The sequence below is a fragment of the Kitasatospora sp. NPDC052896 genome, from assembly GCF_044547075.1.
In the GTDB taxonomy this organism is placed as follows: Bacteria; Actinomycetota; Actinomycetes; order Streptomycetales; family Streptomycetaceae; genus Kitasatospora.
The window spans coordinates 1-17,489 of the sequence record NZ_JBITZU010000022.1 but is presented as its reverse complement, the minus strand read 5'-3'; the positions used below and the strand labels follow the sequence as shown (position 1 = coordinate 17,489).

Genomic DNA, 17,489 nt, shown 5'->3' with positions numbered 1-17,489 from the left:
GTGGACCGCTGCCTCGGGGACCTGCTCGAACGGAACGTACACGCATCGGGCGAGCGCCTCGCCCTCTCCGACGCACACCGCTCGTGGAACTACACCGCGCTGGGCGCCTTCGTCGGCCATCTGGTCGAGGAGTTCAAGCTGACGGGAATCTCCCCCGGCGAGCCGGTGGCCATCGCCGGCCCGCGCGACGCCCGGCTCCTGGCCCTGCTGTACGGCGTGCTCGGCTGCGGCAACCCGGTGGTCGCCGTCAGCCCCGACTGGAGTGAGAGCGACCGGGAGCGCCGACTGCGCACGGTCGGCGCCCGCACCGTCCTGACCACGGACACCGTCGGCGCCCCGGCGGATTCCTCCGGCATCCGCTCCCTCCACGTCGATGTGGACGCGATGATGGCCACCGCCCCCGTCACCGGCCTGTGGGGCTGGCAGCCGGACCCGGACGACGTCGTCTACTACTCCTTCACCTCCGGCTCGTCCGGTGAGCCGAAGGCCGTGGCGGTCGCCCAGCGCAACGCCGCCCACTACGCCGGTGCGCTCGCCCGGCGCCTGGACCTCGCCGAGGACGAGCCGCCCGTCTTCGCCCACCTGACGACCCTCGCCGCGGACCTGGGCCACACCTCCTGGATGCTCGCGCTGGCGACCGGGGGCCGGGTGCACGTGGTCGGCGACGAAGTGGCCCGCGCCCCCTATGCCTTCTGGCGGGAGCTGGCCGACCACGGGGTGACCGCGCTGAAGACGACCCCCTCCCACCTGGCGGCACTGCTGCCGGGCAGGCCAGCGGGTGCGCCGGCGCTGGACACCGTGATCGTCGGCGGCGAACTGCTGTCCCGGCAGTTCGCGCTCTCCCTGTTCGAGGGCGGCGTCACGCGCCGGGTCGTCAACCACTACGGCCCGACCGAGACCACCGTGGGCGTGGCCTGCTTCGTCGCCTCCAGCGCCACCGATCTCCCCGGGGACGAGCAGTCCGTGCCCATCGGCACCGCCATCGGCGCCAACATCCTCACGCTGGACGGGCTGGAGGACGGCCCGGCGGAGACGGGTGAACTGGTCGTCGGCGGCGCCGGGGTCACCCTCGGCTACGTCGGGGCCGTACCGGGCACCGGAAGTCGGTTCCGGACGACGGACGAGGGTCCCGTGTACCGCACCGGCGACCGGTGCCGCAGACGCCCCGACGGCTCACTCGTCTTCCTCGGCCGCGCGGACCGGCAGACCAAGGTGAACGGCTACCGCGTGGACCTCGCCGAGATCGAGCAGGTACTGGCGCAGTGCCCCGGGGTCGCGGACGCCGCTGTGCTCGTCCGGACCGTGGGCGGACAGACGCGCCTCGTGGCAGGGGTCCGCCCATGGCCCCGCCTGGCACCGGACGCCGTCCTGGCGGCCCTTCCCGGCCACATGGCGCGCAAGCTGCCCCGCTACGCGATCCCCGCCCCCATCGTCCCCCTCGACGCGCTGCCGGTCGACGCCAACGGCAAGCGCGACAACCGCGCGCTGCACCGGCTGGTCGACCAGTGGCTCGACGAGGAGGCCGCGCGGACCTCCAGGGCACCGGACGGCGAACCCGCCGGCGAACTGGCGCACGACCTGGCGCAGTACTGGGCCACTTGCCTCGGTGTCGGCGGGCTCGGCGTCGACGCGGACCTCTTCGCCTTCGGCGGCGACTCCCTCCTCGCCATGCGCACCGTCGTCTTCCTGCGCGAGCGCGGCCACGAGGTCGTCGTCACCGACGTGTACGACCATCCGACCGCCGCCCGTCTCGCCGAGGCGGCCGCACGCGGGGCCGACGGCCCGAGCGCTGTGCCGGCCGAACGCGCCCGCCCGGCACAGCGCGGCACCCTGGGCCCCGCGCAGCGCTGGTTCTTCGACGCCGTTCCCGGCGGAAGCGCGCACTGGAACCAGGCGATGCTGCTGCACTGCACCCCTGCACTCGACCTGGCCGCCCTGAGCACCGCGCTGAGCGCCGTACTCGACCGCCATGAGGCCCTGCGCGGCAGTGTCCGTCCCACGGGCGCGCTCGACGTCCTCTACCCGACGGCGGGCACGATGGCCGTCACCTGGTCGTCCGTCGAAACGCCGGCGCTCGCCGCCGACGCGGTGGCCCGTACGAGCGCCGAGCTCCACCGCTCCCTCGACCCGGCCTCGGGCCGCCTGCTGCGCTGCCACGTGTTCCGCGGCGGACCGGACTCGCCCGACCGGCTCCTGCTTGTCTGTCACCACCTGGTGGTGGACACCATCTCCTGGCGCATCCTGCTGGACGACCTGGTGCGCGCCTACGAGGCGGCCGTGGAGGGTTCCGCTCCGGCCTTGCCGCCGTCACCGTCGTACTACGACTGGGCAGCGGCCCTCGGGGAACCGCCTGCGCCTGCCGCTCCCGCGGCCGGAGCGCGCGGGGCGCGGTACGGGGCGGCGTACACCTGGGCCGCGGACCCGGACGTGACGCGGCGCCTGGTCGACGCCTTCGGCTCCGGACTGCGGCTTGAGGCCCTGACCGTGGCGTCGGCCGCGCGGGCCGTCCGGGCCGGCGGGGAAGCCGGGCCGGTGCGGGTCACCGTGGAGACCCACGGCCGGGACCAGGGAGCGGACAGCAACGCCTACCTGGACACCGTCGGATGGTTCACCGGGGTCAAGCCGCTGCTGGTCGACGCCGGGCATGCCGACCTGGACGGCGCCGTCACCGAGGTCGAGCGCCTGGTGACGCAGACCGCCGCGCAGCGCCTGGACACCGCCGACGGGGAGTCGGCCATCGCGGTCAACTACCTGGGGCGGTTCCGGCCCCCGCAGGGCCGGAAGGTCACGTGGATGTTCGCGCCCGAGTACTGCGGGCCGGCCCGCGCCGTGCAGCACGACCCGCTGTATCCGCTGGTGCTGACGGCGCGTCTGGTAGACGACCGGTTCGTGGCGGACCTCGTGTGCACCGAGGCGCAGCGTTCCGGCGCCGCCGCACGGCAGGTGTTCGCGCGGTTCGTCGAAGAGGTCCTGGGCGCCGCCGGGGCGACCGGGGCGGAACCGGTGATCGATGAGCACGACCGGACCACGTCCGGGCTCCCGGCACACACCGGCACCGCGCCCGTCACGAACGGGACACGCGCCCTCGTCAAGGAGACGCCCCGGGTGCTGCTGACCGGCGCGACCGGGTTCCTCGGATCGCACCTCCTCGACCAGTTCGTGGGCCAGGGAGCCGAAGTGGTGTGCCTGGTCCGCGGCGCGAATGGGCGCGGCGCCGCCGAGCGGCTGGCGGCGACGGACCGGGTACGGATCGTCGAGGGCGATCTGACCGACGGTCCCGCCCTGCACGAGATGGCGGCCCGGGGTGCCTTCGACGGGGTGACCGCCATCGTCAACGCGGCCGCTGACGTGCGTCTCGTCGCTCCCCCGGAGGAACTCGCCAAGGTGAACGTCGGAGGAGTGCGCAACCTCCTCGACGTCATCCGCACGACCCGGCCGGACCTGCCGTTGCACCATGTGTCCACCCTGGCCGTCGCCGGTTTCCACGAGAGCGGGACGCACCGGTTCGCGGAGGCCGACTTCGACCTCGGACAGCGGTTCCTCACACCCTATGAGGCCTCGAAGTTCGCTGCGGAGCGGCTGGTGCGGGCCGCCGGTGACCTGGGGACGCGGTGCTTCGTCCACCGCACCAACCACGTCGCCGCGCACAGCCGGACCGGCGCGTTCCAGAGCAACATCGGCGACAACCGCGTCTACCAGACCCTCAAGGGCTACATCCTGGCCGGATGCGCGCCCCGCAGCCCGCAGTCGTCCTTCGGCTTCTCCTACGTGGACACGGTGGCCGCAGGCATCTGCCGGCTCGTCCTCGACGCGGAAGCGCTCCCGGACGTCTACCACGTGGAGACGCCCCACTCCGTCGCTCATGACGAAGTGGTCCGCTGGATCAACGCGTTCGGCCACCCGGTGCGGCTCGTGGAGCGCAGCGAGTTCATCCGCGCCCTGGGCCGGCTGACGGACGCCGACGCCCGGAGCGCCGACATGAGCCGCGCCTGGGAACACCGGCCGGACCGCAACGTCGCCTTCGACCACACACGGACCGTCTCCCAGCTGCACCGGCTCGGAGTCGACTTCGCCGAACCGCGGCAGACCTGGCTGCACACCGCCCTGGCGTGGGCCTCCGGCACGGGCTTCTTCCCGGCCACCATGGTCCGCCGCGCCGCCTCCTGAGGGGCGCGGCCCCCGGCCCGCCGCCCCCATTCCCCTTCCGAGCGGTTCCCGCTCCTTTCGCCTACTTCCCTTCACGGAGGTCTTTCGTGTCACAGGAAACACAGCGCGTCGCGGTCGTCACCGGCGCCACGTCCGGAATCGGGCTGGCCGTCGCCCGCAAGCTGGCCGGCCAGGGCTACGACCTCGTCGTCAACGCCCGCAACCCCGAACGGCTGCACGAGGTGACCACCGAACTCAAGGCGTTCTCGGGCCAGGTGATCGCCGTGGCCGGTGACGCCAGCCGCTTCGAGGTCATCGCCGAGTGCGTCGACAGGGCGGTCGCCGAGCTCGGCGACATTCCCACGGTCGGTGTGGTCAACGCGGGTCGCGGTCTGCCCGGCACCGTGATGACCTCGGACGAGTCGCAGTGGGCCGAGCTGTTCGAGACCAACGTCCTCGGCGCGCTGCGCCAGATGCGCACCCTGGCGGGGGCGATGCTCGCCCAGGCCCAGGCGGATCGATCCGCTCGCGCCTTCGACCTGGTGATCCTCGGCTCCAACGTCGGCCGGAACGTCTCCCCGTTCAACAGCGTGTACGGCGCGACGAAGTTCGCCGTGTACGGGGCCGCGGAAGGGCTGCGCCGCGAGCTGGGCCCGCAGGGCATCCGCGTCTCCCTGGTCGAACCGGGCGTCGTCGGAACGTCCTTCCAGGCCAACGCCGGCTACGACGAGGACTGGTTCACCAAGCTCAGCTCCGAGATCGGTCCGATCCTGTCGCCCGAGGACATCGCCGACCTCGTGCACTTCGTCGTCTCCCGACCGGCCCACGTGCACCTGGACAACATCTCCATCCGGCCGACCCGGCAGAGCTACCCGTGAGCACCCCGGGCGCGGGCGCCCCGCTCCTTCAAGATCGTTCGAACTTCCGAACCAATGTCTGATCAAGAGAAAACGGCAGGGGGACCATCATGCGTGCAACGCACAGGACCGTCGCGGTCATCGGCCAGGGCTACGTGGGACTTCCGCTCGCCCTCCAAGCGGTCCGGGCGGGCTTCCAGGTCATCGGCCTCGAAGTGGACGAGGAGCGGGTCAGGCGGTTGCGCCGCAACGACTCCTACGTCGAGGACGTGTCCGACCTCGATCTCATGAACGCATCCGACTCGGGTCGCTACCGGGTGACCTCGGACTTCGCGGACGCGGCCGGATTCGACGTCGCGATCATCAGCGTACCGACCCCACTCACCGACGGTGAGCCGGACCTCTCGGCCGTCGTCGGTGCCTCGGCCGCCCTGGCTCCCCTGATCAAGCCGGGAGCCCTGGTCGTCCTCGAGTCCACGACCTACCCGGGCACCACGGAGGACGTCGTCGCCCCGCTGCTGGAGCAGGGCTCCGGTCTCACTGCCGGCGTGGACTTCCTCCTCGGCTACAGCCCCGAGCGCATCGACCCGGGCAACGCCTCCTGGACGTTCGCGAAGACTCCGAAGCTGGTGTCCGGCGTGAACGACGCCTCGCGCGCCGCGGTGCAGGAGTTCTTCGACGCCATCGTCGACCGCACGGTCGCCGTCAGCGGCACACGCGAGGCCGAGCTCGCCAAGCTCTTGGAGAACACCTTCCGCAGCGTCAACATCGCGCTGGTCAACGAGACCGCCATGTTCGCGGCGGACCTGGGCATCGACATCTGGGAGGCCATCCGAGCCGCCGGCACCAAGCCCTTCGGCTTCATGCCCTTCACCCCCGGCCCCGGTGTCGGCGGCCATTGCCTGCCGATCGACCCGATCTACCTCGACTGGCTGTCCCGGGAACGGACCGGTCGCTCGCTTGGCTTCGTCAACCTCGCCAACGACATCAACCGCGGCATGCCCGACTACGTGGTGCAGCGCCTCGGCGACGCGCTGAAGAAGCGTGACCGGCTGCTCGCCGACAGCCGGGTCCTGCTGCTCGGACTGTCGTACAAGGCCAATTCCTCCGACATGCGCGAGTCGCCGGCGTTGGATGTCGCGCACAGGCTCGTGGAGGCCGGGGCACGCGTGCGGGCCGTGGAGCCTGGACTGGCGAGCGCCCCCGTCGGCCTCGATGTCGAGTTGGCCGCGCTCACCGAGGAGGAGCTCGCGGCGGCCGACATCACGGTGCTTCTCACCGACCACGACTGCTTCGACTACGACCTGGTCGCGTCGGCCTCGCAGCATGTCTTCGACACGCGAAACCGGCTGCGCGACCGTGCCGTCGAGCGCATCTGATCCCGTGCGGAGCCGGCACATGCAAGCAAACACACCAAATGAGCGGGAGGTCGGGGACCGTGGTCTCGAGTGATGGCACCGGTGCGGTCGTGGTGATCGGCTACGACCCGCCGCTGGTCCGGGCGTGTGTCGGGCGCGGTCTGCGCACCATCATGGTGCGGGACGTACGCGCCCACCTGCGAGGCGGCGCCGTGCCGCTGCCTGCGGAGACCGAAGAGGTCGTCGTCGAGGACATCACCGACGTCGGAGACGTATGGGCCGGGCTCACCCGGCTGCTCGGCGACGACCTGCACGCCGGGGTGTGCGGCATCGTCACCTTCGACGAGTTCGCGGTCTCCACGGTGGCGGCCCTCACCTCGCTTCTGAACCTGCCGGGCGTCAGCCCGGCGCACTCGGTGCTCATGCGCGACAAGCACCTGCAGAAGCAGGCCGTGCTCGCCGCGGGCCTGCCCGCGGCCCGCTCGCGCGTGGTGGTGCCCGGCAGCGAGCTGGTGAGCACGCCGTTCCCCGGCCCCTGCGTCGTCAAGCCGGTGGCCGGGGGCGGTACGACGGCCACCGAGGTGGTGCGCACCGAGTCCGCCTACCAGGCCCTGCTGGAGAGACTTGCCGCCTCGGCGACCTCCCCGTTCGTCGTGGAGGACCTCATCGACGTACGGCAGGAGTGGATCGTCGACGGAGTGGTGCAGGACGGTGCCGTCGTCTTCTCCTCGGTGGGCCGCTACGCCGAGCCGTGCCTGTCCTACACGACCGACACCGAGCCGTTGTGCATCTACCGGGCGGACGGCACCGGTGAGGAGGAGCGGTGCGAGCAGGCCCGGGCCTTCGCTGGCAAGGCACTGCAGGCGCTCAGCTACGAGGACGGCGTCTTCCACATGGAGTTGCTGCTGGACCGGGACAGCGACACCTTCTGTTTCGGCGAGTGCGCGGGCCGGGTCGGTGGCGGCCTGATCCAGGAGGCGGTCCTGGTCAAGCACGGCTTCTCGCTGGCCGGTGCGGCCGTGGACGTGTGCCTCGGCGAACCGGTGCGGCCGGCCGGCCCCGCCGACGACCGCTGCGTGGCGTCGACGTCGCTGCACCTGCCCCGCGGGACGATCGTCAAGCTGCCGAACCCGGAGCGGTTCGCAGCGACGGACGGCGTGCACGAGGTGCGGGTCTCGGCCCTGCTGGGCGCGAACGACGTGCCCGAGGTCAGGTCCACGGCGCACTGGCAGGGCATGTGTCTGGTCTCCGCCGGCTCCCTTGCGGAGCTGGAGGACAGGATGGACGCCGTACGCCGTGCCTTCGCCGAACAGTCCTTGGTGGCACCGACCTTCGGCACCGGTGTCCAGCAGCGTGCCTTCATGGCCGAGTACGAGGACGCTTGGAGGTGGCTGCTGTGAGCATGGCGACGCTGCTGCGCAAGGATCTGCGCCCACTGCGGATCCCCGCCTTCCGGCTGTACTGGACCGGGCAGGCCGCCTCCTCCTTCGGAGACGGGATGGTCCCCGTGGTCACCGCCTTCGCCGTCATCGGCCAGGGTGGCGGCGCGGTCGAGCTCGGAGGCGTGCTCGCCGTCGGCCTGCTGTGCCGGCTGGTGACCACCCTGGTCGGCGGAGTGCTCGCCGACCGGGTGGCCCGGCTGCGCTTGATGGCGGTTGCGGACGCGATGCGTTTCACGGTGCAGTTCGCGCTGGGCGTCCTGCTCGCCACCGGCCACGGCTCCGCGCTGGTCCTCGCGGTGGGCAACGCCCTTTACGGCATCGGCGCCGGGTTCTTCGGACCGGCGTCTAAGGGCCTCATGCCGACGCTCGTGGGCAAGGACCTGATCCAGCAGGGCGTGGCTCTGCAGGCGCTCACCCGGAGCACCTGCATGATCGTCGGTCCCGCCGTGGCGGGCATGCTCGTCCCGCTGGCCGGCGCGCAGACGGTGTACATGATCGACGCCGCCACCTTCGCCGTCAACATCGTCGTTCTGCTGCGGCTGCCGGGCGGCGCGGCCCGCGGCGATGGCGGTCAGTCGTTCCGCGCCGACCTGGTGCAGGGGTGGAGCGAGATCGTACGGCGCCGCTGGGTGTCGGCGAACCTCGTCGTGCACGCCCTGTGGAACTTCGGCATGGCCGTCTTCTTCGTCCTCGGCCCGGTACTGACGGACAAGCGCTTCGGCGGGTCGGCCGCCTGGGGCATGGTCAGCGCGGGGATGGCCGTCGGCTCGTTCACCGGAGGGCTGTTGGCCCTTCGCTGGCAGCCACGCCGGCCGCTCGTGGCGGGCAACCTGGTCCTGATCGTCTCCGGCCTGCCGCTGCTGGCGCTGTGGTCCGGCTGGGCGACGCCGTGGCTGGCGCTCGCCGCTGCGGTCGCCGACTGCTGTGTGGTGCTGCTCAACACCCTGTGGGAGGCCACCTTGCAACGGGTCATCCCCGACCAGTTGCTCTCCAGGGTCGCGTCCTACGACTTCCTCCTCACGATGATGTCGATGCCGCTGGCCTACGCCGTGATCGGCCCGGTCACGGGAGCCGTCGGCACCGACGGGACCCTGCTCGGCGGAGCGGTCCTGGTCACGGTCCCCTGCCTGTGGGTCTGCCTGCTGCCGTCGGTACGCCGCATCACCGGCCCCGACACGGAGACGGAGCCCCCGGCGACGGGGCCGCGGGCGGACCTGGCGGAGGCGGCGTAGCGAGCCGTCCGCCGCGGCTTCCCGGCCGGGCCTGTTACCGACCGGGCAGCCGCCCGCAGGGTGATTCGCGGCCGCAGCGGACGGTTACGGCACGCTCTCATAAGCCAGTTGACCCGCCAGAAGGCGTGTTCTATGCTTTTGGAAAGCGTTGACGGAGACAAGTAGTCCTGGAAAATGCGAGTTTAGAGAGCCGCCGGGCGCTGGGAAGGCGGCCTCGTACACCGGGACGAATCCACTCCTGAGTGCAGGTAGGAACGGTCGGCCTCCGGTCGGCCCAATGACCTGACGGCTCGCCCCCGTCATAGGGCCAGTCGAGACCGCTTACGTCGGTGAAAGCGTGGTGGCACCGCGAGTTTCCCTGCTCGCCCACGCTCCCCAGGGACGATGCCGGAATCCGGCCAGTGCTGTACGGAGTTTCACCGCATATGCTGAATGTCGCATTGATTCGCAAAGACCCCGAAGCCGTCCGGCAGGCCCTGCGAAAGCGGGACGTCGATGTCGACTTCGGCCCCTTCCTGGAGCTCGACGCGGAGTTCCTCAGGGTGCGTGGCGAGGTCGAAGGGCTGCGCGCCGAACGGAAGAAGCTCTCCGGTCAGGTCGCCCGCACCGGTCTGGACAGCGAAGCGCTGGAATTGCGTACCAAGTCGCTCGAAATCGGCGCACGGATCAAGGAACTCGAGGCCCGTCTGGCCACACTCACCGCCGCGCGCGACGACTTCCTCGATCCGCTGCCCAACCTCCCGGACGAGGACGTCAAGCCCGGGGGCAAAGAGGCGAACGAGACCCTCCGTGTCGTCGGTGAGAAACCACAGCTCGACTTCCCGGCCAAGGACCACGTGGAGCTTTCACAGAGCCTGCGGCTCGTGGATTACGAGCGCGGTACGAAGCTGTCCGGCAGCGGATTCTGGGTCTATACGGGCAACGGCGCCATGCTGGAATGGGCCTTGTTGAACTATTTCGTCGAAGCCCATCGTCGGGACTCGTACGAGTTCATTCTGCCGCCGCACATCCTCGGCCAGGAGGCCGGCTACGCCGCAGGGCAGTTCCCGAAGTTCGCCGAAGACGTTTTCACGGTGGGCGCCGGCGGTGACGCCCCCGACCGGTTCTTGATTCCCACGTCGGAAACCGCGCTGATCGGTCTCCACCGCGACGAGACCCTCACCGAGGACGAACTTCCCCGGCGCTATTTCGCCTACTCGCCCTGCTACCGCAGCGAGATCGGCGGATACCGCTCCACGGAGCGCGGAACACTGCGCGGCCATCAGTTCCAGAAAGTGGAGATGGTCCAGTTCGCCCACCCTGACCACTCGGACGCCGCACACGAGGAGCTCCTGGCCAAGGCCGAACGGCTGGTCGCCGACCTGGGCCTGCACTACCGAGTGACCAAGCTCGCCGCGGGGGACATGAGCGGCGCGATGGCCAAGACGGTCGACGTGGAGGTGTGGCTGCCCAGCATCGGTACCTACATGGAGGTCAGCTCGGTGTCCAACTCCCGTGACTATCAGGCTCGTCGGGGCAACATCCGCTACCGGCCCCGGCAGGGCAAGGGCGCCTTCGTGCACACCCTGAACGGCTCCGGCCTGGCGACGAGCCGGCTCCTCCCGGCGATCCTGGAGCAGTGCCAGCAGCCGGACGGCAGCGTCCGCGTGCCCGAGGTGCTGCGCAAGTGGGGCCTCGATGACGTACTCCGGCCCGTCGCCTGACGTCGTGAATTCCCGGTCCCCGTGTCCGTTATCTCCCCCACATGGCAGTTGACCTGCACAAACCACTCAGTATGATGGGTTGGCTCTGGTCGCTGAACGACCATGATGGCTAGGTACAAGGGGGAGCCGGGGGATGCTTTCGAGCATTGGGCTTGGAAAGCTTGACCATGACGTATATCGGGCGCTCCTCCTCCACCCGGAATGGGGCCTGGGGCAGATCCAGGACCATGTCGGAATGCCCGAGGAGGAGATACGGGCCTCGCTCGACCGGCTCACCAAGCTGTCCTTGCTGGTTCCCTCCGCCCGAGCCCAGGACCTCATACCGATGAATCCCCAGGTGAGCCTGGGGCCCATGCTCGAGGAGATCAGGGTCGAGCTGGTCGAGCGCCAGGCGGCGCTCTCGCGCACCCAGGCCGCCGTGGCGGCGCTGGCCACCGAGTACACCGTCGCCCGCGTCCAGGCGGGCGGCGACGGCGTGGAGCGGCTCAACGGCCTGGAGTCGGTGCGGGTACGGCTGATCGAGCTCTCCCGGCAGGCGACCTCCGAAGTCCGCGCCTTCATGCCCGGAGGGGCGCTCAGCAGCGCGGCGCTCGAGGCCAGCCGCCCGCTCGATGAACACAACCTGGACCGGGGCGTCCGGATGCAGACGATCTACCTGGAGAGCGTCCGCAACGACGCCGCCACGGTCGACTACGCCACCTGGTTCACCGCGCGGGGCGGCCAGATCCGCACCGTGCCCTCGCTGCCCATGCGGCTCATCCTGTGCGACCGCTCCGTCGCCGTGATCCCCGTCAACGAGCAGGTGAGCCGGGAGGGCGCGTTCATCATCCGGCTCGGGAGCGTGGTCGCGGCCCTGGAGGAGCTGTTCGATCTCGTCTGGGAACGTGCCGCCCCGCTGGGGGAACCGCCCGTCGTCGACGGTGACGGGCCCAGCGAGCGGGACTTGGCGCTGCTGAAGATGCTGGAGGACGGCCTCACCGACGAGGGCATCGGCCGCAAGCTGGGCGTGTCCATCCGTACCGTCCGCCGGCTCATGGCGGACCTCCTCAAGCGCCTGAACTCCCAGAGCCGCTTCCAGGCAGGTGTCGAAGCCGCCCGCCGCGGATGGCTCTGACGCGACCGACCCGCTCGGGAAGCGTGCACAGGTGCACGAACGCCCGCGCGTTCAGGCCGGTCTAGGCCCGTACTTCGCGGGTCGTTGATTCGGATGATCTGGTCGTCGGAGCGGTGTCCGAAGCCGGTCCGGTCGCGTTGGGTTGGGTGTGTCGATGACTTCCCGGTCCCCGCGGCCACGGTCTGAGCGTCAGCGCCTGGAGTGCGTGGTGACGTCCGTGGTGGAGAAGCGTCTGGGCGCTCTGCCTGTGGCTGCCGAGTTTCTGCGCCGGCTTGACGTGGCTGGGATCGTCGACGGGCTGTGCCCTTCCGCGGCGAGCGCGCACCTGACGCATGGGCAGGTGATCGAGGCGTTGGTCGCGAACCGGCTCACCTCGCCGATGCCGCTGCTGCGGGTCGGGGACTGGGCCCGGGTCTGGGCGGTGGAGGAGGTGTTCGGGATAGAACCGGCCCTGCTCAATGACGACCGGCTGGCGCGGGCCCTGGACGCGATCGCCCCGCGTCTGGAACAGCTCGCCGGCACGGTCGGCGCGCCGGCGATCGCCGAGTTCGGCATCGATGTGAGCAGGTTGCATTGGGACATGACCAGCATGTCCGTGCACGGCGCCTATGTGGAGGAGGACCAGGACGACCAGTTCCCGGTCATCAAGTACGGGCATCCCAAGGACCGCCGTACCGACCTGAAGCAGATCCAGGCCGGGATCGCGGCCAGCGGCGACGGTGGGATCCCCGTGCACGCGCGGGTCTTCGACGGCGGGGCGGCCGAGGTTCGCCAGGTGGTCGGTGCGATGAAGGACCTGCGGAAACTCGCTGGCGGGCAGGATTTCTTGATGGTCGCGGACGCCAAGCTGGTGTCGTATGCGAACATCGCCGCCCTGCTCGAAGCCGGGGTCCCGTTCATTGCCCCGGTGCCGGCCGCCCAGGTCGAGGACGGGGTCTATGCCGCCCTTGACCGGGAACAGGCGGTGGTCGTGGACTGGGTTCCGCAGCGGGATGCGGGCAAGGACCCGGCCGAGCGGGAGGTCTACCGGGTGCTTGAGGACGTCCACACCCTGGCGGGCCCGCGCAAGCGCGATCCGGTCCCCACGCTGCGGCGGATCCTGGTCCACTCCACCGCGAACGCCACCGGCCAGCAGGCCGCCCGCGCCAAACGCCTGGCCAAGGCGGCTGAGGAGCTGGACAAGCTCGCCCGCGCCGCGGGCGGACGGCACTACAAGACCGCCGAGAAGATCGCCGCCAAACGACGCGTGACCGCCTGCCTGCGCTGGCACGTGCACCAGGACGACGTCGGTATCCCGTCCCTGGAATGGGGCTTCGACCAGGACGTCCTCGACGCCGAAGCCAAGGCCGACGGCCGGTACGTGCTGATCACCCCGCTCCCGGCCGGGCAGGCCGACCCCGCACAGGTTTTGATCCAGTACAAAGGCCAGGGCGCGGTCGAGCGCCGCTACGCTGACTTCAAGGGCCCGCTCGCGGTCACCCCGGTCTTCGTTCAGCACAACCGCCGCGCCGCCGCCTTGATCCAGGTCATTTGCCTGGCACTGCTGGTCTTCTGCCTGATCGAACGCCAGGTCAGACGGGCCCTGGGGCCGGAGCAGACCATGGCCGGGCTCTACCCGGACAACCGCCGGGTACGGCCCACCGGCCGGATGATCCTCTACCACCGCGGCGAGCTCAACCTGCGGATCGGCAACGTCACCGACCCGCCGACCGTGCAGATCACCCGAGGCGTCCAACTCCACCTCCTCGAACTCCTCGGCATCGAAGTCACACAAACCCGCTGGCCACATACCTGAATCGGTGACCAAGTACGGAACTAGGACGCCGTTGCCCTGACCTGCAACGTCACGAACCCGAGCGTTCCCCGGTACCCGCGCAGCCACTCGTCCCGATGGGTGCGGGCGATACCCAACGCCTCGTCCGCGTCCGGGTGTTCGGGGTGGTCGAGCGCCCAGCGCGACAGCGACCCGGTCCATGACCACTCGTACGCGTCCCACTCCTCCAACGTGCTGACATGCCCGTACACCGGCGTCCAACCCGCCGCCGAGACCCGCTCGACGGTCGTGGCGAGGTCGGTGTACTCGTCCGCCTCGAACCCGGTGGCCAGCGTCCCCGGCCCCGGCTCGCGCTCCCAGAAACCGTCGCCTACGAGCACACTGCCGCCGGGCGCGAGATGGCCGCGCGCCACTTCCAGGGCCGGCAGCAGCCCGCCGAACGCGTGCGTGGCCCCGACGCACAGCACCTGGTCGTACGGCTGCGTCACCTCGAACGCCGTCGCGTCCCCGGTGTGCAGCCTCAGCCGGTCGCCGAGGGCCGCCGCGTCGGCCGCCGCGCGCCCCTTGGCCAGGGCGGACTCGCTGAGGTCGACCCCGTCCGCCCGCAGGCCGGGGCGCCCGGCCAGCGCACACACCAGCCAGGCCGCCTCGGCACACCCGAGATCGAGTACCCGCTCGTCCCCCCGGGGCAACGCCCGGTCGAGCAACGTACGGACGGAGCCGTCGGACAGTGGCGCCGCGATTGGATGGTCGACGTGGGCGAAGGTGCTGATGAGGGAGCGTTCCATGCCGAAGCATCCTGCCCGCGCGGAGCCGTTCGGGGCGCGCGATTTTCTTCGGCCGGTCCCAGCAACCCCGGGCCGAGGGATCCGATTCAACGACCTGCGAAGTACGGGTCTAGGGTGCGTGCGTGGATGAAATGATCTTCACGCTGCCCGTCGGCGAGACCCGGTCCGAGATGGTCACCCTGCGCACCCTCGGCGGGATACCGCTCGTCGTGGTCGCCCACCCCTTGGCGCGCGGCGCCATAAGCCTGCTGGGCGCCCAGTTGCTGGCCTGGCAACCCGCGGGCGAGGACTCCGTCCTCTGGCTCAGCGACGAGAACACATGGACGCCGGGCGTGGCCATCCGCGGCGGGATCCCCATCTGCTGGCCCTGGTTCGGCGACTGGCGTGAACCCATGCACGGCTTCGCACGCACCATGCCGTGGGACCTCACGCGGTGCACGGAGACCAGCGAGAACGTCGTACTCACCTTCGAGCTCCGCAGTTCTCCTGAGAGCCTAGCCCTCTGGCCGCACGCCTTCACCCTGATCGCCCGGTTCACGATCGGACGGACGTGCTCTGTCGAACTGGAAGCCCGCGGCTACCACCTGAGCGTCGGGGCCCTGCACACCTACCTGCGCGTGGGGGGCCCGGGCCGGGTGAGCATCACGGGCCTGGGGGACGAGTACACGGACGAGCTGCGCGATGATGCCCCAGGCCGCCAGGACGGTCCGCTCGCGCTGACCGAAGGCGAGGCGATCGACCGACGCTACACCCGCCCGACGCCGGTCAACCAGGTATGGGACCGAGGACTCGACCGCACCATCGAAGCACGCCACGACCACCACAGCGACGTGGTCGTGTGGAATCCCGGCTCCCGCGTCAACGGACGGCTGCCGCATCTGGGCGAGCGCGCCCACCAGGAGTTCGTCTGCGTGGAGACCGCTCGCCTGACCCGGCCGATGACGGCCACACCCCACCACCCGGCCCGCCTGTCGGTCACGCTGCGGGTGGTGCGGTAGGACGACCTCCCGGACGGCCGTGATCCGGTCCGGCGTCAGTGGGGCCGGATACGACGAGGTTCCCTTCCGCAGCTGCGGAAGGGAACCTCGTGTGCGGAGGGCCGGACATTGCGGGTGCCGATAAATCATCCATGCAGGTCACGCGGCATGTTGGTACTCGTGCAGGGTGCCGCCGAGTCGGTCTCGCCGGCGGACCTCCAGCCGTCTGATCCGGGCTGGTTCATCCATTGGTTCGGGCAGTGGGCGGAGCGGTGCGGCCTGTCGGAGGGCTCGGTGCGGCCGGTGCTCGTTGTAGTGGGTCTCGAATTCCCGGAGTGCGTGGAGGAGGTGGCGCTGGTTCCAGACCAGGGTGCGGTCCAGGAGCTCCCTGCGGCAGGTTTGTATCCATCGCTCCATGAGGGAGTTCATCCGCGGCATCCGGACACCGGTGGTGACGACCTCGAGCCCGGCGTCGGCCATCAGGGCATCGAAAGCGGCCGTGAACTTGGAGTCGCGGTCCCGGATCAGAAACCTGGCCTTGCTGCCCGCGTCCTCGAGGTCCATGAGGAGGTTGCGTCCGAGCCGCACGATCCACTCCACGGTCGGGTGTGCGGTGGCACCGAGGATTTGGATGCGCCTCGTCGAGTGCTCGATGACGGCGAAGACGTACAGGCGCGCCCCGGTCAGGGTGCGGGTCTCGAAGAGGTCGCAGGCGAGCAGGGCTTCAGCCTGGCTGTGCAGGAAGTCGGCCCAGGTCGTGCTCTGCCGCTGAGGTGCGGGCGGGATGCCGTGCTCCTTGAGGATCTCCCAGACGGTGGACGCGGCGACCTTGATGCCGAGGGCTGCGAGTTCGCCGTGGATCTTGCGGTATCCCCACGAACTGTTCTCGCGGGCCAGACGCAGGATCAGGGCGCGGATCGAGCGGACGGTGGGCGGGCGCCCGCGCCGCTTCGGTGCGCAGCTCGCGGCGTGGCGTTGCTTGAGCAGGTCGCGATGCCACCGCAGGAGGGTATCGGGGCGGACCAGCAGCAGGAGGTGCCGCAATCTGTCCGTCGGGAGGTGGTGGAGCAGGCCGGCGAGGACGGCGCGGTCGGTGTCGATGAAGGTGGGCTTGCCGACCTGGCGCTGCAGGAGCAGCAGTTGATGGCGCAGCGCCAGGATCTCGATGTCTTTCTCCCTGTCGCTCATCGGCAGCAGCCGCAACAGGGCGAAGGTGTTGGTAGCGGCGAGGTAGGCCAGACGCAGCAGCACGACCGACCATGATGCTCCCAACGCCCTGTGCACGTGAAGACTCTGAAACGGCGGGCTGGCAAGGCCGGAAAGCGGCGGTCAAGGCCACAACCTGGGCGGATGATTTATCGGCACCCACACAGTTGCTGGCTAAACGTCATATCACCGACGACGCGGCCGGCTACAAGATCCTGCTGGACCTGCTCGCCGAGTACGGCGACACCGCCGAAAACCCGATCCCGGTCGCGATCGAGACCTCCCGCGGGTTGCTGGTCGCCGTGCTGCGGACCGGCAGGCGCCAGGTGTTCGCGATCAACCCGCTGGCCGCCGCCCGCTACCGCGACCGGCACGCCGTCTCCCGCAAGAAGTCCGACCGCGGTGACGCCCTGGTCCTGGCGAACATCCTGCGCACCGACATGCACGCCCACCGGCCGCTGCCCGACGACAGCGACCTGGCCCGCGCCATCGCCGTCCTCGCGCGCGCTCAACAGGACGCAGTCTGGAACCGGCAGCAGATCGCCAACCAGCTCCGCTCCCTGCTGCGCGAGTACTACCCGGCCGCTTTGGAGGCCTTCGCCAAGTGGGCCAACGGCCTGTGCCGCCCTGAGGCCCGCGAGCTGCTCAAGCTCGCCCCCACCCCTGCCCAGGCCGCCCGGCTGACCCGCACTCAGATCACTGCGGCTCTCCGACGGGCCGGCCGCCAGCGCGGCATCGAACCGGAGGCCGAGCGGCTACGCGAGGTCTTCCGCACCGAGTGGGTCCATCAGCCCGCCCTAGGTGTTCTGACCCGTGAGGTTGGGGACGCGGCTGGCGGGTGGTTGACCCTTGAGCGCGGTGTGTCCGCGGTGGTGATTGTAGGTGTGGAGCC

General features: G+C 70.3%; 11 protein-coding genes and 1 pseudogene. 10 read left to right on the top strand and 2 right to left on the bottom strand.

The window, feature by feature from the left end:
* The 8 genes from ACIGXM_RS29580 to ACIGXM_RS29545 all read left to right on the top strand — a co-directional run bounded on the left by ACIGXM_RS29580 (window position 1) and on the right by ACIGXM_RS29545 (window position 13,647).
* Complete coding sequence (locus ACIGXM_RS29580) at window positions 1–4,167, top strand: AMP-binding protein (protein ID WP_396566185.1); 4,167 nt, start codon at window positions 1–3, stop codon at window positions 4,165–4,167.
* A gap of 86 nt (window positions 4,168–4,253) precedes the next feature.
* A complete protein-coding gene (locus tag ACIGXM_RS29575) occupies window positions 4,254–5,024 on the top strand; it encodes an SDR family oxidoreductase (protein ID WP_396566183.1) in 771 nt (256 codons plus the stop codon).
* A gap of 89 nt (window positions 5,025–5,113) precedes the next feature.
* Complete coding sequence (locus tag ACIGXM_RS29570) at window positions 5,114–6,382, top strand: nucleotide sugar dehydrogenase (RefSeq protein WP_396566181.1); 1,269 nt, start codon at window positions 5,114–5,116, stop codon at window positions 6,380–6,382.
* Between the two features lie 59 nt (window positions 6,383–6,441).
* Window positions 6,442–7,761, top strand: a complete 1,320-nt coding sequence (locus tag ACIGXM_RS29565) for a hypothetical protein (protein WP_396566179.1) — start codon at window positions 6,442–6,444, stop codon at window positions 7,759–7,761.
* Window positions 7,749–9,035: an MFS transporter gene (locus tag ACIGXM_RS29560; protein ID WP_396566177.1), complete on the top strand. Its 1,287-nt coding sequence runs from the start codon at window positions 7,749–7,751 to the stop codon at window positions 9,033–9,035. Before ACIGXM_RS29565 ends, ACIGXM_RS29560 begins: the two co-directional genes overlap by 13 nt.
* A 425-nt stretch (window positions 9,036–9,460) precedes the next feature.
* Window positions 9,461–10,738, top strand: a complete 1,278-nt coding sequence (gene serS, locus ACIGXM_RS29555; protein WP_396566175.1) for a serine--tRNA ligase — start codon at window positions 9,461–9,463, stop codon at window positions 10,736–10,738.
* Window positions 10,739–10,973: 235 nt separating this feature from the next.
* Window positions 10,974–11,852 carry a LuxR C-terminal-related transcriptional regulator gene (locus tag ACIGXM_RS29550; RefSeq protein ID WP_396566173.1) on the top strand — a complete coding sequence of 293 codons (879 nt, stop codon included), beginning with the start codon at window positions 10,974–10,976 and terminating at the stop codon, window positions 11,850–11,852.
* Between the two features lie 154 nt (window positions 11,853–12,006).
* Complete coding sequence (locus ACIGXM_RS29545) at window positions 12,007–13,647, top strand: IS1634 family transposase (protein ID WP_396566171.1); 1,641 nt, start codon at window positions 12,007–12,009, stop codon at window positions 13,645–13,647.
* A 20-nt stretch (window positions 13,648–13,667) separates the two neighbouring features.
* On the opposite strand, the gene ACIGXM_RS29540 is transcribed toward ACIGXM_RS29545, so the two are convergent.
* Window positions 13,668–14,414 (bottom strand): SAM-dependent methyltransferase, encoded by a 747-nt coding sequence (locus tag ACIGXM_RS29540; RefSeq protein ID WP_396566169.1) that lies wholly within the window; start codon window positions 14,412–14,414, stop codon window positions 13,668–13,670.
* Window positions 14,415–14,545: 131 nt separating this feature from the next.
* Here ACIGXM_RS29540 and ACIGXM_RS29535 point away from each other — a divergent pair, with 131 nt between their 5' ends.
* The gene (locus tag ACIGXM_RS29535) at window positions 14,546–15,412 is read left to right on the top strand and encodes a D-hexose-6-phosphate mutarotase (protein WP_396566328.1); all 867 of its coding nucleotides are present in this window, start codon (window positions 14,546–14,548) and stop codon (window positions 15,410–15,412) included.
* Window positions 15,413–15,550: 138 nt separating this feature from the next.
* Here ACIGXM_RS29535 and ACIGXM_RS29530 read toward each other — a convergent pair whose 3' ends face one another.
* Entirely contained in the window at window positions 15,551–16,642 is a 1,092-nt protein-coding gene (locus ACIGXM_RS29530; protein WP_396566168.1) for an integrase core domain-containing protein, read from the bottom strand.
* Window positions 16,643–16,650: 8 nt separating this feature from the next.
* Here ACIGXM_RS29530 and ACIGXM_RS29525 point away from each other — a divergent pair.
* Window positions 16,651–17,118, top strand: a pseudogene (locus ACIGXM_RS29525) (transposase); the annotation flags it as partial.
* Between the last annotated feature and the right edge of the window lie 371 nt (window positions 17,119–17,489).